Genomic DNA, 18466 nt, shown 5'->3' on the forward strand with positions numbered 1-18466 from the left:
CACCCCGCACCCTCCCCGCACCCGAGGTGACAAAGTCCTTAAGTCCTTATGTCAGGACGAAGTCTTGACACTCCCCGGGGCGACAGAGAGGCTGTGCCCCACAACCCCGCCCCAGCGCCTCCCGGTCACCGTCGACCGGCGAGAGGAGAGCCGCAGCATGTCCGTTCCCCATGCCGCCCAGCCCGTCCTGGACCGCATCCGCGTCGGTTCCGCACCCGACTCGTGGGGAGTCTGGTTCCCCGACGACGACCAGCAGGTCCCCTGGCAGCGCTTCCTGGACGAGGTCACCGAGGCGGGCTACGAGTGGATCGAACTCGGCCCGTACGGCTACCTGCCCACCGACCCCGCCGTCCTGCGCGACGAGATCGCCCGCCGCAGCCTGCGGGTCTCGGCCGGCACGATCTTCACCTCGCTGCACCACGGCCCGTCCGTATGGGACAAGACCTGGGCACACGTCTCCGAGGTCGCCACCCTCACCCAGGCGATGGGCGCGCGGCACCTCGTCGTCATCCCCTCCTTCTGGCGCGACGACAAGACCGCCGAGGAGATCGAACCGCGCGAGCTGACCACGGAGCAGTGGAAGCAGCTGACCACCGGCATGGAGCGGCTGGGCAAGCAGGTACGCGACGAGTTCGGGCTGGACATCGTCGTGCACCCGCACGCCGACACCCATATCGACACCGAGGAACATGTCGAACGGTTCCTGCACGCGACCGACTCCGGCCTGGTCAACCTCTGCCTGGACACCGGCCATTACGCCTACTGCGGCGGCGACAGCGTCAAGCTGATCCGCACCTACGGCGAGCGGATCGGCTACCTCCACCTCAAGCAGGTCGACCCCGACATCCTCAGCGATGTCGTCGCCAAGGGCACCCCGTTCGGCCCCGCGGTCAAGCAGGGCGTGATGTGCGAACCGCCGCTCGGCGTACCGGCGCTGCCGCCCGTCCTGGAGGCCGCCCAGGAGCTGAACGTCGACCTCTTCGCCATCGTCGAACAGGACATGTACCCCTGCCCGCCCGACCAGCCCTTCCCCATCGCCGAACGCACCCGCCGCTTCCTGCGCTCGTGCGGCGCGTGAGCCACCGACACCTCATCCGCCCGCCTCGCGACGCCTCCTCCTCTTACCCCGGCAACGATTACAGAGAGTAATCAGTTCCGTTCTCAGGGTATCTCTCGCACTCCGAAGCACGTAAGGACTTGTGGACGACATGACTTCGCACGACACGCTGGGTGTGGCGGTCATCGGTACCGGCCGGATGGGCGCCGACCACGTACGCCGGATCAACGAGGTGATCAGCGGCGCCCGGGTGGCGGCAGTGGTCGATATCGACGCGGCGCGGGTCAAGCACCTCGCCGACGGCATCGAAGGCTGCACCGCCTACACCGACCCGGCCGCCGCCATGGACGACACCGGGGTGGACGCCGTACTGATCGCCTCGCCGGGGCCCGCGCACGAGGCGGCGCTGCTGGACGCCTTCGCGCGGGATCTGCCCGTGCTGTGCGAGAAGCCGCTGACGCCGGACGCCGCCTCCGCGCTGCGGGTGCTGGAGGCCGAGCAGGCGCTGGGGCACCGCCGGGTCCAGGTCGGTTTCATGCGCCGCTACGACGCCGACTACCGCACCCTCAAGTCCCTTCTGAACCAGGGCACTTACGGCCGTCCGCTGATGCTGCACAACAAGCACCGCAACCCCAACTCCCCGCCCGGCTTCACCAACGCCATGATGGTCAACGACTCGCTGGTGCATGAGATCGATGTGACCCGCTGGCTGCTGGAGGAGGAGATCACCGCGGTGCGGGTGCTGCGCCCGGCCCCCACCGGCAACGCCCCGGAGGGCCTCAGCGACCCCCAGCTGGTCCTCTTCGAGACCGCGGGCGGCCAGGTCGTGGACACCGAGCTCTTCGTCAACTGCGGCTTCGGCTACCAGGTCAGCTGTGAGGCGGTCTGCGAGGGCGGCACGGCCAGGATCGGTGACGACCACGGGGTGTTCAGCAACACCGCGGGCCACTGGGGCGGTGCGATCACCCCCGGTTTCGTGGAGCGCTTCGAGGAGGCCTACGACCGGCAGGTGCAGCGCTGGGTGAACGCCACTCGGCGCGGCGAGGTCGAGGGCCCCAGCTGCTGGGACGGCTATGCCGCGGCCGCGGTGTGCGAAGCGGGCGTACGCGCCCAGACGACGGGCGAGCGGGTCACGGTCGAACTCATCGAGCGGCCCGCGCTGTACCGGTGAGGCGGTCGGCCCCGCGCCACGCCGCCCGTCCCCGTCCCGCGTCCCCGGCCCGCGGCCCCACCGCGCCATCCCCGCTCCACCGAAAGGTCCCACCCATGCACGCCACCCCACCCCTCCCCCTCCTCCCACGCCCCTTCCCCGCTCCTGACGCCGCCGCCGGTGCGGCAGCGCCTGGGGTGGCCGCCCGCCCGGCGGGCCGGGGCTGATGATGGCGGCTCCGACCGGCCAGTTGGCGTCCGCCGGCCCGTGTGAGGGGGTGCGGGCCCGCCGCGCCAGGCGTTTCATCGTGGGCATCGCCGCCGTCGCCGCCCTCGGTGGCGCCCTGTTCGGCTACGACACCGGGGTGATATCCGGCGCGCTCCCGTTCATGGAGGGCCACTTCGGCCTCACGTCCCTGGGCGAGGGCGTCATCACCAGCGCGCTGTTGATCGGCGCGGCCTTCGGCTCGCTGATCGGTGGGCGGATGTCCGATGCGCTGGGGCGGCGCAACTCGCTGCTGTGGGCGGGCGCCGTGTTCATCGGCGGGGCGCTGGCCGTGGCGCTCGCCCCCGATGTGCCGTTCATGACCGTGGCGCGCTTCGTTCTCGGCCTCGCCGTCGGCAGCGCGTCGGTCATCACCCCGCTCTATCTCTCCGAGATCGCGCCTCCGCACATCCGGGGCCGGCTGGTCTCGTTCAACTCGCTGATGATCGTCAGCGGCCAGTTGCTCGCCTATCTCATCAATGCCTTCCTGGCGCAGTGGGGGGCCTGGCGCTGGATGCTGGGCCTGGCGGCGCTGCCCGCCGTGGCGCTGTTCGTCGGGCTGTTCTTCCTGCCCGACACCCCGCGCTGGTACATCAGCAAGGGGCGGCAGGGCGAGGCGGCCCGGGTGCTGCGCCGTACGCTGCCCGCCGAGGACGTGCCCGCCGAGCTGGCCCGGATCGATCACGCCCGCAGTCTGGAGGCCGACGCCCGGCGCGGCGGCCGGCAGCAGCTGCGCACCCCATGGGTACGGCGGCTGTTGCTGGTCGGTATCGGGCTGGCGGCCGTGCAGCAGATCACCGGCGTCAACGCCGTGGTGTATTTCGCGCCGAAGATCCTGGCGTCGACGGGCCTGGGCACCGGTGCCTCGATCACCGCGACCATCGCGATCGGTGTGATCTCGGTGCTCGCCACCGCGCTCGGGATGTCCCTGATCGACCGGGTCGGCCGGCGGCCCCTGCTGCTCACCGGCCTGGCCGGGATGACCGTCTCGCTCGCCCTGCTCGGCGCCGCCTTCCGCCTCCCGCACTCCCCCGCCGTCAGCATCCTGGTCCTGGGCCTGATGGTCCTCTACATGGCGTTCATGCAGGGCACGCTCAACACCGGGGTCTGGCTGCTGCTGGCCGAGATGTTCCCGCTCAGGGTGCGTGGACTGGCCATGGGGGCCGCGGTGTTCATGATGTGGCTGGTCAACTTCGCGGTGGCGCTGGCCTTTCCGCTGCTGCTCGACGCGGTCGGCGCCGGCACCACCTTCTGGTTCTTCGGTGTGATGTGTGTGCTGTCCCTGCTGTTCTGCAAGCGGTACGCACCGGAGACGAAGGGGCTGGCGCTGGAGGATCTGGAGGACGAGCTGCGGAAGGCGGCGGGCGCCGCATCGGCCGCGAGCTGAATCAGCGGGAACCACGGACCGCGTTCCCGGCGTCACAGTGGGTGGAATCACATCCAACGGGGGAAACGGTGGAATTCGTGAAGACCAACGCACTCAGCCGAACCGTCAAGCGCACGGCCGTCCTCACCGCGACCGCGGGCCTGCTGACCGCGGGGCTGCTCACCGGCCCGGCGTCCGCGGACGCTCCGGCCGGCGGACAGGCCGACACCCTGGCCGCCTGCGCCTATTACAACGGCAACGCCCTCACCGTCTACGGTCAGCGCGGCGACCGCGTCTCGCAGGCGCAGTGCCTGCTGGCGAACCGCCGCTATCTCCCCTGGGGAGACGTGACCGGGTACTTCGGCCCCAAGACCCGGGCCGCGGTGAAGAAGTTCCAGTCCCGGCACCATCTGACCGCTGACGGCAAGGTCGGCAAGAAGACCTGGTACGCGCTGTACCACGCCTGATCCGCTTCCGACCGTCGACAACACCCTTGTGGCGGGCCGGTTCCCCAGCCGGGGTACTGGCCCGCCACACGGCTGTCTGCCCACGGCGCCGCGCCGCACCCACGGCCCGCCCGTCCTCGTCACCCCGCCCCGTCCCTCGTCATCCCTCCCCCGCCCCGTACCGGAGCGTCTCGCCCCGGCCCCTGATCGTCCCGCCCCCGTCACAGCCGTCCGCCCCGCGTCACCGCTGTCACCGTTACGCGCGCCTTACGTCACAGCCGTTCAACAGCCCCTCCCCGATGGTTACTCGGTGTCGTTGTCCAGGCACAGGGTGAGTGATCACCAGGCCGTACCCAGCCCCCTGCCGGCTCTCCGGGCCGACCCTGCGTACGGCACTCAGGAGGTGGCAGAGATGACCGACCGCAAGCTCTGGTCGTACAAGGAGATCGCCGCGCACATCCAGGTGCAGCCGGACACCGTTCGCTCCTACCGCAAGCACGGGTTGCTGCCCGAACCGGATCTGGTGGAGGGCGGGAAACCGTACTGGTTCGCCGACACGGTCAGAAGGTGGGTGGCGCAGCGGCCGGGCCAACGCGGCCGGCGCTGAGCCACCGGACCGGCCCCGGCTCCGGCGCCCCGGGCGGCAGCGCGGCCGGACGCACCCGGCCGCTAGGGGCAGTCGGGCCGGGGTGCCGCCGTCGAGCCTCTGATCTCCAGTTCCGGGGCGACGAGTTGCTGACCGGCCGGGGTATCGGGGCGTTCCATTCGGTCCAGGAGGCAGCGCGCCGCGCGGCGGCCGACCTCGTGGCTGGCGTTGTTCACCGAGTTCAGCCAGAGGTGGCGGATGCGGGCGAGATAGGTGTTGTCGTAGCCGACGAGGGAGAGGTCGGCGGGTATGCGCAGGCCCAGTTCCTGGGCCGCGGACAGCGCTCCGACACCGGAGATGTCGTTGAACGCGAAGACAGCGGTGGGGCGTTGGGCGGCCGGCGGCCGGGCACCGGTGCGTGCGGGGGCGGACGGTGGGGTGAGGAGCCGGACGGCGGCGCGGTAGCCACCCTCCTCGGTCCCGTCGCCGCTGGTCACGACGGCGCTCTCGGCCAGGCCGTGGGCGTGCATCGCCGCCTCGAAGCCGCGCCGTCTCAGCTCGCCGACCAGGCCCTGTCCGGCGATGTGGGCGATCCGGCGGTGGCCGAGGCCGATGAGGTGCTCGGTGGCGAGCCGGGCGCCGCGCTCGTCGTCGTTGGCGACGAGGTCGGCGTGCGGCAGCCGGGGTTCGTGGTTGCCCGCGATGACGGTGGGCAGCCGCGCGGCGACCTCGGCGAGGCCGTCGGTGTCCGGGAGGGTGCCGACGACGACGAGGCCGTCGACCCGCAGCTCCTGAAAGGTGCGGGCGAAGTCCTGGCCGGCCCGTCGGTCCAGCCGCCCGTCGGCCATCAGCATCCGCAGCCCGTGCGCCTGAAGCAGCGAGTTCAGTCCGTCGAGCACCTCAACGAACCAGGGGTTGCGCATATCGTTCAGCAGCACGCCGACGGTGTGCGTACGGCGGGCCACCAGGCTGCGGGCGGCGGCGTTCGGCCGGTAGCCGAGCTCCTCGATGGCGTGCAGAACGGCCTGCCGCTTGGTGTCGCTGACCCGTGGTGAGCCCTGGAGCACCAGCGAGACCAGCGATTTCGAGACGCCCGCCCGCTCGGCGACTCCGCGGATGGTGGGCGGGCGGCCCGCGGCCGCTCCCGTCCGCGCGTCGGCTTGCTCGTCGGGGCGTCCGTTGGACCGTTCCATGCCCGAAATCCTTCCATCGGCGCAGGTCGGCGTCAATGTGCAACCTCGCTGCCCTGCAAGGTGGTTGACATGCGGACATCAGGACATGCAGGGTGCGGGTATCGCGGGCCGTTGGACCGTTCCAACACACAACACAAACAGCGCCACCGGGCCCGGTCCGCAATCCCGCCACCCCGCGACTCCGCCCCTCCCTCCCCGTCGGCGGCTCCCCTCCCCCTCCGGAAAGGACCCCAGGCATGAAGATCGGTCTGATCGGCACCGGGCGCATCGGCGCGTTCCACGCCACCACCCTCCGGAGCGTCCCGGGCGTCACCGACGTCGTGGTCGCGGACCTGGATGCCGCACGGGCCGCCGCGCTGGCGGATACCCTTGGCGTGCGCGCCGCCGCGGGGATCGAGGAGATGTATGCGGACGGCCTGGACGGTGTGGTGATCACCGCCGCGACCAGCGCGCACGCCCCGCTGATCCACCAGGCCCTGGACGCGGGGGTGCCGGTGTTCTGTGAGAAGCCGGTCGCCCTGGATGTGCCCGGCACGGTGGGGGTGGTGGAGCGGGCGCAGGCCGGCACGGTGCCCGTACAGATCGGTTTCCAGCGGCGTTTCGACGCGGGCTATCGCGCCGCTCGCGAGGCGCTGCGCTCCGGCGAGCTGGGCTGGCTGCACACCCTGCGCGCCTGCACCGGCGACCGGACGCCGCCACCCGCCGGCTACATCCCCACCTCCGGCGGGCTGTTCCGGGATTGCAGCATCCATGACTTCGACATCCTGCGCTGGCTCACCGGCCGCGAGGTGGTCTCGGTCTATGCGCAGGGGGCCAACCGCGGGGCGTCCTTCTTCGCGGACGGCGACGATGTCGACACCTGTGCGGCGCTGCTGCGGTTCGACGACGACACCCTGGCCACCGTTACGGCGACCCGCTACAACGGCGCGGGCCATGACGTCCGGCTGGAGGTGTGCGGCTCCGAGGGTGCGCGCTTCGTCGGGCTCGACGACCGGGCGCCGCTGCCGTCCGCCGAGGCGGCGCTGTCGTGGCGGCGGGCGGCCGATCCGTACGCCACGTTCATGGAGCGCTTCCACGACGCCTACGTCACCGAGCTGGGCGTCTTCGCCGAGGTCGCGGCGGGCCGGACGCCGAGCCCGTGTACGCCGGCGGAGGCGCTGGAGGCGCTCTATGTCGCCGAGGCGTGCGAGCGCTCACGGCGTACCGGTGAGCCGGTGGCCGTCGCGGACGTCCGGGCCCCGGCCGTCGGCGCCGGTCCGGGGGTGTGAGGGCGCCCGGGGGCGGCCCTGTCGGTGGCGCTCCGTTTGGCCGTGGCGTTCTCCGGCCTCGGTCTCCTCGGGCTCTTCCGTAGGCGCGCAGGGGCGCCGCGCCCGGCGCCCCTCGCCCCGTCATGTGGCGGCCACGGAGGAGGCGCGGCCGCCGGGCTCCTCGCCACCGTTGTGGGGGCCGCCGCCCTCGCCTTCGCCGCCTCCCTCCGTGGGGTCGCGCAGGGCGCGGCGGCGGGCGGCCCACTGGATGGCGGCGCCGACCGCGGCGACCGCGCAGGAGACGCCGAAGCCGATGGCGGCGGCGTACAGCGGGCGGCCGGTGGTGGCGGTGCCGAGGTAGCCGAGGCCGACGGAGTAAGTGGCCCAGGTGGCTTCGGCGATGCCGGCGCCGAGGGCGTATTTGCGGAGCGGGTAGCGCAGCACGCCGGAGGCCAGTGCGCCGGCGATCCGCCCACTGGGCAGGAACCGTACGGCGATCACGAACGGCAGACCGTAGTGCTGGATCCGGCCGGAGGTCCAGTCCAGTAGTGCCCGGCGGCGGGGTTTGCGCCGCATCCAGGCCCGTACGGGTCCGCCGAACCGCCGTGCGGCCAGGTACATCAGCAGGTCTCCGAGCAGGGCGCTGCCGGCGACGATCAGCAGGATCAGCGGGAGGAACAGTTCGCCGTGGGAGGCGAGCACTCCGGCGGAGACCAGCAGGGCGGAGTTGGGGACCAGCGGCGGCAGTGTGGTGAGCACCAGCAGGCCGTAGAGGGCGAGTACGTCCATCCGGCCGCCTCCTCGGATCCGCCCCGAGCCCGTATCCCAAGGCTGACGCGTGGTGGGGCGCACGGCAACGCGGGTCCCCGCGCGGTTCAGGCGTGGGGAGCGCCGACGGCTTGGATTGATACCCCCTAGGGGTATACCCTGCTTAAGGTCGGGGGAAAGGCAGTTGCCGGGGCCTCGCATGGCACGCTTCGGCACTCCGACACTTGCACCACACGGAACGCATCAGCACCACAAGGAGAGTCCCCATGGCCGAGAACAGCTCCTGCTGCACCCCGGAAGGCTCCTGCCACTCCGGCGGCACCGATGTCGAGGTCGGGGCGGTGACCACGACCTACCGGGTCACCGGCATGACCTGCGGCCACTGCGAGAGTGCGGTGTCGGCCGAGATCGGCGAGATCGCCGGGGTCAGCTCGGTGCAGGCGGTCGCGGCCACCGGCCTGGTGACCGTCACGTCGAAGGCCCCGCTGGACGAGGCGGCCGTCCGCGCGGCCGTCGACGAGGCCGGCTACGAGCTCGTGGGGCAGGCGGCCTGATCCCATGTCCGGTTCCACCGCACAGGCGCGGGTCGAGCTCGCCATCGGCGGGATGACCTGCGCCTCGTGCGCCGCGCGTGTCGAGAAGAAGCTCAACCGCATGGACGGCGTGGCAGCCACGGTCAACTACGCGACCGAGAAGGCGCAGGTCTCATACGGGGGCGGGGTTTCGGTCGGGGATCTGATCGCCACCGTCGAGCGGACCGGCTACACGGCGCGGCCCCCGGCGCCGCCGCCGGAGCCCGCCGGGCCGGCCGGTGCGGCGCAGGCCGGCGGCGCGGACCTCTACACGGATCCGCGGGCGGATCTGCGCCCCCTGCGGCACCGGCTGACGGTCTCCGCCGTATTGGCCGTGCCCGTGATCGTGCCGGCAATGGTGCCCGCGCTTCAGTTCCCCTTCTGGCAGTGGCTTTCGCTGGTCCTCGCCGCGCCGGTGGTCGTCTGGGGCGGACTGCCGTTCCACCGGGCCGCCTGGACGAATCTGCGGCACGGCGCCGCCACCATGGACACCCTGGTCTCCCTCGGCACGCTGGCCGCCTTCGGCTGGTCGGTGTGGGCGCTGTTCCTCGGCGACGCGGGGATGCCGGGTATGCGGCACGGCTTCGATCTCACCGTGTCCCGTACGGACGCCGGCACCCAGATCTATCTGGAGGCGGCGGCCGGTGTGACCGCGTTTCTGCTGCTCGGCCGGTATCTGGAGGCCCGCTCGAAGCGGCGGGCGGGCGCGGCACTGCGGGCGCTGCTGGAGTGGGGGGCCAAGGACGTGGCCGTCCTCCGGGACGGGCGCGAGGTGCGGATTCCGGTGGCGGAGCTGGCGGTCGGTGACCGTTTCGTGGTCCGGCCCGGGGAGAAGATCGCCACGGACGGGCGGGTGGTGGCGGGCGCGTCCGCCGTGGATACGTCGATGCTGACCGGGGAGTCCGTCCCGGTGGAGGTCGCGCCCGGGGACGGTGTCACGGGCGGGACGGTGAACGCGTCGGGGCGGCTGGAGGTCGAGGCCACCGTGGTCGGCGCGGACACCCGGCTCGCCCGTATGGCGCGGCTGGTGGAGGAGGCCCAGAACGGGAAGGCCGCGGTGCAGCGGCTGGCCGACCGGGTCTCCGCGGTCTTCGTTCCGGTGGTGCTGCTGCTCGCGGCCGGCACCCTGGCCGGCCGGCTGCTGGCGACCGGGGAGGCGGCCGCGTCGTTCACCGCCGCGGTGGCGGTCCTGATCATCGCGTGTCCGTGCGCGCTGGGGCTGGCCACGCCGACCGCGCTGATGGTCGGCACCGGACGCGGCGCCCAGCTCGGCATCCTCATCAAGGGCCCGGAGGTCCTGGAGTCGACCCGCCGGGTGGACACCGTGCTGCTGGACAAGACCGGCACGGTCACCAGCGGCCGGATGCGGCTCCAGGAGGTCGTGGCGGCCCCGGGTGTCGCGGAGGACGAGCTGCTGCGGCTGGCGGGGGCGCTGGAGGACGCCTCGGAGCATCCGGTGGCCCGCGCCCTCGCCGAGGGTGCGGCCCGTCGGGTGGGCGCGCTGCCGGCGGTGGCGGATTTCGAGAACGTGCCGGGGCTGGGGGTACGCGGGACGGTCGGCGGCCACCGGGTGCTGGTGGGGCGGGAGCGGCTGGCCGAGGAGGCCGGGGTCGTGCTGCCGCCGGAGCTCCGGGAGGCGCTGGCCGGCGCCGCGGCCGCGGGCCGTACGGCCGTGGTGGTGGCCTGGGACGGCCGGGCGCGCGGGGTGCTGGCGGTCGCCGATGCGGTGAAGCCGGGCAGCGCGGCGGCGGTGCGGGAGCTGCGCCGGCTGGGGATGACCCCGGTGCTGCTGACCGGTGATCACGAGGCGGTCGCGGCGGCGGTGGCCGCCGAGGTCGGGATCGACGAGGTGATCGCCGGGGTGCTGCCCGAGGGCAAGGTGGCGGTGGTGGAGCGGCTGCGGGCGCGGGGCCGTACGGTCGCGATGGTCGGCGACGGGGTCAATGACGCGGCCGCGCTGGCCACCGCGGACCTGGGGCTGGCGATGGGGACCGGCACGGATGCCGCGATCGAGGCCGGTGATCTCACCCTCGTACGGGGCGATCTGCGGGTGGCGGCGGACGCCATCCGGCTGGCGCGAGCCACCCTCGGCACGATCAAGGGGAATCTGTGCTGGGCGTTCGGCTACAACGTCGCGGCGCTGCCGCTGGCCGCGGCCGGACTACTGAACCCGATGATCGCGGGGGCGGCGATGGCCTTCTCGTCGGTCTTCGTGGTCGCGAACAGTCTGCGGCTACGAAATTTCACATAGCCCTTACAACTGACACAACACCCATACCGCAAGGCCCCGATCTCCATATCGGGGCCCTTGACCGTATTCGCCCCCATATGGCAAGAGACCCAGATCACATAGATTGGAACGTAACCATTGAGGGGGGTCGTGAGTCTAACCGGGCAGTGCAGGCACCCCGGCGGGGCTTGCACAGCAACAGCCGTGCTGATCTTGGGGGATCGTGCCCGGCTACGCGTGGCCGGGGCGACGTGCCCGGGGAGCTTTGAGCGGCCCTCCCGAACGTGCGCGTCCCGGCAGATCGCGGTGCAACCCGGAACGCCCGGACGGATCCCGTGGGGGGAATCCAACCGGGACACGGGAAGCGCCCCGCACTCTGGACCCGTGGGGGGATCCGGAGGCGGGGCGCTTCTTTATGTCTGCGGGCTGCCTCGAAAGGCGGCCGTCAGCGCTCCTCGACCGGCACGAAGTCGCGCTCGACGACACCGGTGTAGATCTGCCGCGGACGGCCGATACGGGAGCCGGGCTCCTTGATCATCTCGTGCCACTGGGCGATCCAGCCGGGCAGCCGGCCGAGCGCGAAGAGCACGGTGAACATCTCGGTCGGGAAGCCCATGGCCCGGTAGATCAGGCCGGTGTAGAAGTCCACGTTCGGGTAGAGCTTGCGCTCGACGAAGTAGTCGTCGGAGAGCGCGTGCTCCTCCAACTTCAGGGCGATGTCCAGCAGCTCGTCGGACTTGCCGAGCGCGGAGAGGACATCGTGCGCCGCCGCCTTGATGATCTTCGCCCGGGGGTCGAAGTTCTTGTAGACGCGGTGCCCGAAGCCCATGAGCTTCACGCCGTCTTCCTTGTTCTTCACCTTGCGGATGAAGGAGTCGACGTCGCCGCCGTCGCGCTGGATGCCTTCCAGCATCTCCAGCACGGACTGGTTGGCGCCGCCGTGCAGGGGACCCCACAGGGCGTTGATACCGGCCGAGATCGAGGCGAAGAGGTTCGCCTGCGAGGAGCCCACCAGGCGGACCGTGGAGGTGGAGCAGTTCTGCTCGTGGTCCGCGTGCAGGATCAGCAGCTTGTCGAGGGCGCTGACCACGACCGGGTCGAGCTCGTAGTCGGCGGCGGGCACCGAGAAGGTCATACGGAGGAAGTTCTCGACGTACCCGAGGTCGTTGCTCGGGTAGACGACCGGGTGGCCGACCGACTTCTTGAACGCGTAGGCCGCGATCGTCGGGAGCTTGGCCAGCAGCCGGATCGTGGAGATGTGGCGCTGCTGCTCGTCGAACGGGTTGTGGCTGTCCTGGTAGAAGGTCGACAGCGCGCTGACGACCGACGACAGCATCGCCATCGGGTGGGCGTCCCGAGGGAAGCCGTCGTAGAAGCGCTTGACGTCCTCGTGCAGCAGGGTGTGGTAGGTGATGTCCTGCTTGAAGTTCGCCAGCTCATCGACGGTGGGCAGCTCGCCGTTGATGAGGAGGTACGCGGTCTCGACGAACGTGCTGCGCTCTGCAAGCTGCTCGATCGGGTACCCGCGGTAACGGAGAATGCCGTTCTCACCGTCGAGATAGGTGATCGCGGATTTATACGCCGCGGTGTTGCCGTAACCGGAATCCAGGGTCACCAGACCGGTCTGGGCGCGCAGCTTCGAGATATCGAAGCCCTTGTCGCCAACAGTGCTGTCGACGACCGGGTAGCTGTATTCGCCGTCCCCGTAACGCAGTACTACAGAGTTGTCGCTCACGTCATCCCTCACCGACGTTGTGCCTCTTCTTCGAGGTGCCCTGACTGCCTATACCTTCCCCCATTTGGGCCTTGGATGTGCACTCGGGGTCGGCCATAGGGCCTGTCTGCGGCACTCAGTGCCGCCTGAGCGCCCCATCCTGCCCCTCTTCGCCCCGAATGGGAAAGAGGGGTGACATCACATCGCACCGGCGAGCCGGTGATCGAGCGCCGTACACCGCCGACCGGCGGATACCGTGCGGACGGCCTGTCCCAGGGCTTTCCGGGAGCCGACCAGCACCACCAAACGCTTTGCCCGGGTCACGGCGGTATACAGCAGATTGCGCTGAAGCATCATCCAGGCACTGGTGGTGACCGGAATCACCACCGCTGGATACTCACTACCCTGCGAACGATGGATCGTCACGGCATAGGCGTGGGCGAGTTCGTCGAGTTCATCGAAGTCGTAGGGAACCTCCTCGTCCTCGTCGGTGCGCACGGTCAGCCGCTGCTCGTCGGGGTCCAGGGCGGTGACCACGCCGACCGTGCCGTTGAAGACGCCATTGCGGCCCTTTTCATAATTGTTCCTGATCTGGGTCACCTTGTCGCCGACACGGAAGACCCGGCCGCCGAAGCGGCGCTCGGGCAGGTCGGGGCGGGCGGGGGTGACGGCCTGCTGGAGCAGGCCGTTCAGGGCGCCGGCGCCGGCCGGGCCGCGGTGCATCGGGGTGAGCACCTGGACGTCCCGGCGCGGGTCGAGGCCGAACTTCGCCGGGATGCGGCGGGCCGCGACATCCACCGTCAGCCGCCCGGCCTCTTCGGCGTCCTCCTCAGCGAACAGGAAGAAGTCCGTCATTCCGGACGTCAGGGGCGGGGTGCCGGAGTTGATGCGGTGGGCGTTGGTGACCACGCCGGACTGCTGGGCCTGACGGAAGATCCGGGTCAGCCGGACCGCGGGCACGGGGCCGGACCCGTCAAGCAGATCGCGCAGCACCTCGCCCGCGCCCACCGACGGCAGCTGGTCGACATCCCCGACCAGCAGCAGATGGGCGCCCGGCGGCACCGCCTTGACCAGCTTGTTGGCGAGCAGCAGATCCAGCATCGAGGCCTCGTCGACGACCACCAGATCGGCGTCCAGCGGCCGGTCCGCGTCATAGGCGGCGTCCCCGCCCGGCTTGAGCTCCAGGAGGCGGTGGACCGTCGAGGCCTCCGCCCCGGTCAGCTCCGAGAGCCGCTTGGCCGCCCGGCCCGTGGGCGCCGCCAGCACCACCGTGGCCTTCTTGGCGCGGGCCAGCTCCACGACGGAGCGGACCGTGAAGGACTTGCCGCAGCCGGGACCGCCGGTGAGCACCGCGACCTTCTGGGTCAGCGCCAGCCGCACCGCCTGCTGCTGCTCGGGGGCCAGCTCGGCGCCCGTACGCCGCGCCAGCCACGCCAGCGCCTTGTCCCAGTCGACGTCCCGGAAGGCCGGCATCCGGTCCTCGTCCGTGCGCAGCAGCCGGGTCAGCCGGCCGGCCAGGGAGATCTCGGCGCGGTGGAACGGCACCAGATAGACGGCGGTGACCGGCGGCGCACCGTCCGCACCGCCCGGTACCTGCTCGCGGACCACGCCCTCCGGGTCGGCGGCCAGCTCGCCCAGGCAGTCGATGACCAGGCCGGTGTCCACCTGGAGCAACTTCACCGCGTCGGCGATCAGTTGCTCCTCGGGGAGGAAGCAGTGGCCCTGGTCGGTGGACTGTGACAGGGCGTACTGGAGGCCGGCCTTGACCCGGTCCGGGCTGTCGTGCGGGATGCCCACGGACTGCGCGATGCGGTCGGCGGTCAGGAAGCCGATGCCCCAGACGTCGGCGGCCAGGCGGTAGGGCTCGTTGCGGGTGACGGAGATGGCGGCGTCGCCGTACTTCTTGTAGATCCGCACCGCGATGGAGGTGGACACCCCGACGCCCTGGAGGAAGACCATGACCTCCTTGATGGCCTTCTGCTCCTCCCAGGCCGCGCCGATCAGCTTCGTCCGCTTGGGGCCCAGGCCCGGTACCTCGACGAGGCGGCCGGGCTCGCGCTCGATGATGTCGAGGGTGTCCGTGCCGAAGTGCTCGACGATACGGTCCGCGATCCGCGGGCCGATGCCCTTGATGAGGCCGGAGCCCAGATAGCGGCGGATGCCCTGGATCGTGGCGGGCAGGACGGTGGTGTAGTTCTCGACCGTGAACTGCTTGCCGTATTGCGGGTGGGAGCCCCAGCGGCCCTCCATCCGCAGCGACTCGCCCGGCTGCGCGCCGAGCAGGGCGCCGACGACGGTCAGGAGATCGCCCGAGCCTCGGCCGGTGTCGACCCGCGCGACCGTGTAGCCGTTCTCCTCATTGGCGTAGGTGATCCGCTCCAGGACCCCTTCGATCACGGCTGCGTTGACCATGCACCGACCGTACCGCCGGGGTCTGACACCGTGCGGGGTCCGCCGGCGCGCCGGGCCGGAACGCCGGGTTCCCATCGAGGGGCCCGTCCGATGGTCGGGCCCCTCGATTCCCCCTCCATGCCGGCCCCGGATCCCCCCGGACCCCTCCCCATTTCGGGACCAACGTCAGCTATGACCTTTGTGGGCGGCCAACGGTTGCACTCTTCCGCGGAGTTATTTCCCGGCCGGGTCGGGGGTGGTTCCCCGGTCATCCGACGTGGGTCAGGAAGCGTTGCACGACCTCGGCGAGGACCTCGGCGCCGTCCCGTGCCCACAGCGCCGGGTTGAAGATCTCCACCTCGACCGGCCCCCGGTAACCGGCTGCCTCGACCCGCTCCCGGAACCACCGCAGATCCACCGAGCCGTCCCCGAGCTGCCCGCGCCCCAGCAGGACGCCTTCGGGCAGCGGGGTGACCCAGTCGGCGAGCTGGAAGGCGGCGATCCGGGAACCGGCCGCGCCGCCGGGGCCGCCCGCGCGCCCGATCTGCGCACCGACCGTGTCGTCCCACCACAGGTGGTAGGTGTCCACGACCACCCCCACCCGGTCGGCGGGGAACCGCTCGGCGAGGTCCAGGGCCTGCGTGAGCGTGGAGACCACGCAGCGGTCCGCGGCGTACATCGGGTGCAGCGGTTCGAGCGCCAGACGGACACCCCGCTCGGCGGCGTACGGTGCCAACTCGCCCAGCACGTCGGCGATGCGCTCCCGGGCGCCGGCCAGGTCCCGGCTGCCGGGCGGCAGTCCGCCGGAGACCAGGACCAGGGTGTCGGTCCCCAGGGCGGCCGCCTCGTCGAGGGCCGCCCGGTTGTCGTCCAGGGCGGCGGCCCGCTCGCCCGGTTCCAGGGCGGTGAAGAACCCGCCCCGGCACAGGCTGCTGACCCGCAGCCCGGCGTCCCGTATCAGCCGGGCGGCCGCGGCCACCCCGTACTGCCGCACGGGTGCGCGCCACAGGCCCACGCCCCGTACGCCGGCCCGTGCGCAGCCGTCGGCCAGTTCGGGCAGTGACCACTGGCGGACGGTCTCCTGGTTGAGGCTGAGACGGTCGAGGAGTGAGGGGGTGCCGTGGCTCATGCGCCGCCTCCCCCGTATACCGCGAGCAGGGTGCGCATCCGGTGGGCGGCTCGCTCGGGGTCCGGGAACAGGCCGAGCGCGTCGGCCAGTTGGTGGGCGCGCCGCAGATGCGGCAGCGAACGGGCCGACTGAAGGCCGCCGACCATGGTGAAGTGCGGCTGGTGGCCCGCCAGCCAGGCCAGCAGGACCACACCGGCCTTGTAGTGGCGGGTGGGTGCCGCGAAGAGGTGCCGGGCGAGTGTGACGGTGGGGTCCAGGGTGGCCCGGAATCCCGCGGTGTCCCCGGCGTCGAGGCGGCGGACGGCCGCCGCGGCCAGGGGGGCGAGCGGGTCGAAGACGCCCAGCAGGGCATCGCTGAAGCCGTGTGCATCGCCCGCGATCAGCTCCGGGTAGTGGAAGTCGTCGCCGGTGTAGCAGCGCACTTCCGGGGGCAGCCGGCGGCGCAGCCGTACCTCCCGGCCGGGGTCCAGCAGGGAGATCTTGACGCCGTCCACCTTGCCGGGGTGGTCGGCGACGAGCGCGAGGAGCGTCTCGGTGGCGGCGTCGGGATCCGCGCTGCCCCAGTAGCCCGCCAGCGCCGGATCGAACAGGGGGCCGAGCCAGTGCAGGATCGCGGGCCGGGTGGTCTGGCGCAGCAGGTGGCCGTAGACCTCCCGGTAGTCGTCCGGGCCGGTGGCGGCCGCGGCGAGCTGACGGGACGCCATCAGGACGGGCCGGGCGCCGGCCGCCTCGACGGTGGCGAGCTGTTCCTCGTACGCGTCCCGGACCTCGGCCAAGGAGGCGCCGTGGGCGGGGAGTTGGTCGGTGCCGGCACCGCAGGCGAGCAGTCCGCCGACCGAGTGTGCCTCGGCGGCGGAGCGCCGGATCAGCTCGGCGGCGGCGCCCCAGTCCAGGCCGGCACCGCGCTGCGCGGTGTCCATCGCCTCGGCCACGCCCAGGCCGTGCGCCCACAGGTGGTGCCGGAAGGCGAGGGTGGTGTCCCAGTCGACGGCGGCCGGGCCGTCCGGGGTGGTGTCGGCGTGCGGATCGGCGACCACATGGGCGGCGGCGTAGACCGTACGGGAGCGCAAGGGGGGCGGCGGGGAAACGGGGTCCGGCGCGGAACGGGAGGGGTGCGCCGGGGCGTTCACAGGGTCGGCTCCGGCACGTCCAGGCGGCGGCCCTCCGCTGAGGACCGGCGCGCCAGTTCGGCGAGCCGGACGCCGCGGGCGCCCGCCGCCAGGTCCCAGTGCCAGGGCTCGTCGCGTACGACATGCCGGAGGAACAGCTCCCACTGGACCTTGAACCCGTTGTCGAAGTGGACGTTGTCGGGGACCTCCTGCCACTGCTCGCGGAACGGCTCGGACGCCGGGACATCGGGGTCCCAGACGGGCTTGGGGGTGCCGGCGCGGTGCTGGATGCGGCAGTGGCGCAGCCCGGCGACGGCCGAGCCCTCGGTGCCGTCCACCTGGAACTCCACGAGTTCGTCGCGGTGCACCCGGACCGCCCAGGAGGAGTTGATCTGCGCGACGATGCCGCCGGCCAGTTCGAAGATGCCGTAGGCGGCGTCGTCGGCGGTGGCGTCATAGGGGGTGCCCGACTCGTCCCAGCGGCGCGGGATGTGGGTGGTGAGGTGCGCCTGGACACTTCTGACCGGCCCGAACAGTTCGTGCAGAAGGTACTCCCAGTGCGGGAACATATCGGCCGCGATGCCGCCGCCGTCCTCGGCGCGGTAGTTCCAGGAGGGGCGCTGCGCCGACTGGGTGTCCCCTTCGAAGACCCAGTAGCCGAACTCGCCCCGTACGGACAGGATGCGGCCGAAGAAACCGCTCTCGACGAGGCGGCGGAGTTTGCGGAGGCCGGGCAGGAAGAGCTTGTCCTGGACGACACCGTTTTTGACGCCCGCCTCCTGGGCCAGCCGGGCCAGCTTCAGGGCGCCGGTGAGGCCGCTCGCGGTGGGCTTCTCGACGTACAGATGCTTTCCGGCGGCGATCGCCTTGCCCACCGCTTCCTCGCGGGCGGCGGTGATCTGGGCGTCGAAGTAGACGTCGATGGTGTCGTCGCCCAGTACGGCGTCGAGGTCGCAGCTCCAGTGCTCCACGCCGTGGCGGTCGGCCAGCGCCCGCAGTTTGTGCGCGGAGCGGCCGACGAGGACGGGCTCGGGCCGGATCCGGGTCCCGTCGGCGAGCTCCAGGCCGCCCTGGTCGCGCAGGGCCAAGACGGAGCGGACCAGATGCTGGCGGTGTCCCATGCGTCCGGTCACGCCGTTCATGGCGATGCGTACGGTCGTGTGTGTCACGGCCCCGGCCTCCCTCGCTCGCGGCGGGTGGGGAGCGTCCTGCGGTGCGCACTCTCCCGCGAGGACGCTAGCCCG

The 18466-nt window shown here is 71.7% G+C and carries 15 protein-coding genes; 8 read left to right on the forward strand and 7 right to left on the reverse strand.

The genetic code is table 11. The annotated features are described in order from the left end of the window. The first annotated feature begins 157 nt into the window (after nucleotides 1–157). The 5 genes from TU31_RS16350 (at nucleotide 158) to TU31_RS16370 (ending at nucleotide 4890) form a co-directional block, all read left to right on the forward strand. Entirely contained in the window at nucleotides 158–1078 is a 921-nt protein-coding gene (locus TU31_RS16350; RefSeq protein ID WP_042154943.1) for a sugar phosphate isomerase/epimerase family protein, read from the forward strand. Between the two features lie 130 nt (nucleotides 1079–1208). Next, nucleotides 1209–2228 (forward strand): Gfo/Idh/MocA family protein, encoded by a 1020-nt coding sequence (locus tag TU31_RS16355; protein ID WP_042155548.1) that lies wholly within the window; start codon nucleotides 1209–1211, stop codon nucleotides 2226–2228. Nucleotides 2229–2436: 208 nt separating this feature from the next. Next, entirely contained in the window at nucleotides 2437–3858 is a 1422-nt protein-coding gene (locus tag TU31_RS16360) for a sugar porter family MFS transporter (protein WP_042155549.1), read from the forward strand. Between the two features lie 77 nt (nucleotides 3859–3935). Further along, complete coding sequence (locus TU31_RS16365) at nucleotides 3936–4304, forward strand: peptidoglycan-binding domain-containing protein (RefSeq protein ID WP_245698564.1); 369 nt, start codon at nucleotides 3936–3938, stop codon at nucleotides 4302–4304. A gap of 391 nt (nucleotides 4305–4695) precedes the next feature. After that, nucleotides 4696–4890, forward strand: coding sequence for a helix-turn-helix transcriptional regulator (locus TU31_RS16370; RefSeq protein ID WP_018093041.1), 195 nt, complete (start codon nucleotides 4696–4698; stop codon nucleotides 4888–4890). Between the two features lie 62 nt (nucleotides 4891–4952). Here the strand turns inward: TU31_RS16370 and TU31_RS16375 are convergent, their stop codons facing one another. After that, the gene (locus TU31_RS16375; protein ID WP_042154947.1) at nucleotides 4953–6062 is read right to left on the reverse strand and encodes a LacI family DNA-binding transcriptional regulator; all 1110 of its coding nucleotides are present in this window, start codon (nucleotides 6060–6062) and stop codon (nucleotides 4953–4955) included. 236 nt (nucleotides 6063–6298) lie between these two features. Between TU31_RS16375 and TU31_RS16380 the strand changes: the two genes are divergently transcribed. Beyond that, nucleotides 6299–7330 carry a Gfo/Idh/MocA family protein gene (locus TU31_RS16380; RefSeq protein ID WP_042154949.1) on the forward strand — a complete coding sequence of 344 codons (1032 nt, stop codon included), beginning with the start codon at nucleotides 6299–6301 and terminating at the stop codon, nucleotides 7328–7330. Between the two features lie 120 nt (nucleotides 7331–7450). Here TU31_RS16380 and TU31_RS16385 read toward each other — a convergent pair whose 3' ends face one another. Beyond that, nucleotides 7451–8098: a DedA family protein gene (locus TU31_RS16385; protein ID WP_042154951.1), complete on the reverse strand. Its 648-nt coding sequence runs from the start codon at nucleotides 8096–8098 to the stop codon at nucleotides 7451–7453. A gap of 245 nt (nucleotides 8099–8343) precedes the next feature. Between TU31_RS16385 and TU31_RS16390 the strand changes: the two genes are divergently transcribed. Together TU31_RS16390 and TU31_RS16395 are read left to right on the forward strand one after the other, a co-directional pair. After that, the gene (locus TU31_RS16390) at nucleotides 8344–8631 is read left to right on the forward strand and encodes a heavy-metal-associated domain-containing protein (RefSeq protein WP_042154952.1); all 288 of its coding nucleotides are present in this window, start codon (nucleotides 8344–8346) and stop codon (nucleotides 8629–8631) included. A 4-nt stretch (nucleotides 8632–8635) separates the two neighbouring features. Next, on the forward strand, nucleotides 8636–10900 hold the full coding sequence (locus TU31_RS16395; RefSeq protein WP_042154953.1) for a heavy metal translocating P-type ATPase: 2265 nt from the start codon (nucleotides 8636–8638) through the stop codon (nucleotides 10898–10900). 424 nt (nucleotides 10901–11324) lie between these two features. Here the strand turns inward: TU31_RS16395 and TU31_RS16400 are convergent, their stop codons facing one another. The 5 genes from TU31_RS16400 to TU31_RS16420 all read right to left on the reverse strand — a co-directional run bounded on the left by TU31_RS16400 (nucleotide 11325) and on the right by TU31_RS16420 (nucleotide 18391). Continuing rightward, the gene (locus TU31_RS16400) at nucleotides 11325–12614 is read right to left on the reverse strand and encodes a citrate synthase (RefSeq protein ID WP_042154955.1); all 1290 of its coding nucleotides are present in this window, start codon (nucleotides 12612–12614) and stop codon (nucleotides 11325–11327) included. A gap of 177 nt (nucleotides 12615–12791) precedes the next feature. Further along, nucleotides 12792–15005 carry an SF1B family DNA helicase RecD2 gene (gene recD2 / locus TU31_RS16405; protein WP_042154957.1) on the reverse strand — a complete coding sequence of 738 codons (2214 nt, stop codon included), beginning with the start codon at nucleotides 15003–15005 and terminating at the stop codon, nucleotides 12792–12794. A gap of 247 nt (nucleotides 15006–15252) precedes the next feature. Continuing rightward, a complete protein-coding gene (locus tag TU31_RS16410; protein ID WP_042154959.1) occupies nucleotides 15253–16113 on the reverse strand; it encodes a sugar phosphate isomerase/epimerase family protein in 861 nt (286 codons plus the stop codon). Beyond that, on the reverse strand, nucleotides 16110–17243 hold the full coding sequence (locus TU31_RS16415; RefSeq protein ID WP_042154961.1) for a dihydrodipicolinate synthase family protein: 1134 nt from the start codon (nucleotides 17241–17243) through the stop codon (nucleotides 16110–16112). The genes TU31_RS16410 and TU31_RS16415 overlap by 4 nt, the downstream gene beginning before the upstream one ends. Beyond that, nucleotides 17240–18391, reverse strand: coding sequence for a Gfo/Idh/MocA family protein (locus TU31_RS16420; RefSeq protein WP_042154962.1), 1152 nt, complete (start codon nucleotides 18389–18391; stop codon nucleotides 17240–17242). Before TU31_RS16420 ends, TU31_RS16415 begins: the two co-directional genes overlap by 4 nt. Between the last annotated feature and the right edge of the window lie 75 nt (nucleotides 18392–18466).

Source organism: Streptomyces lydicamycinicus (genome assembly GCF_000829715.2).
GTDB lineage: Bacteria > Actinomycetota > Actinomycetes > Streptomycetales > Streptomycetaceae > Streptomyces > Streptomyces lydicamycinicus.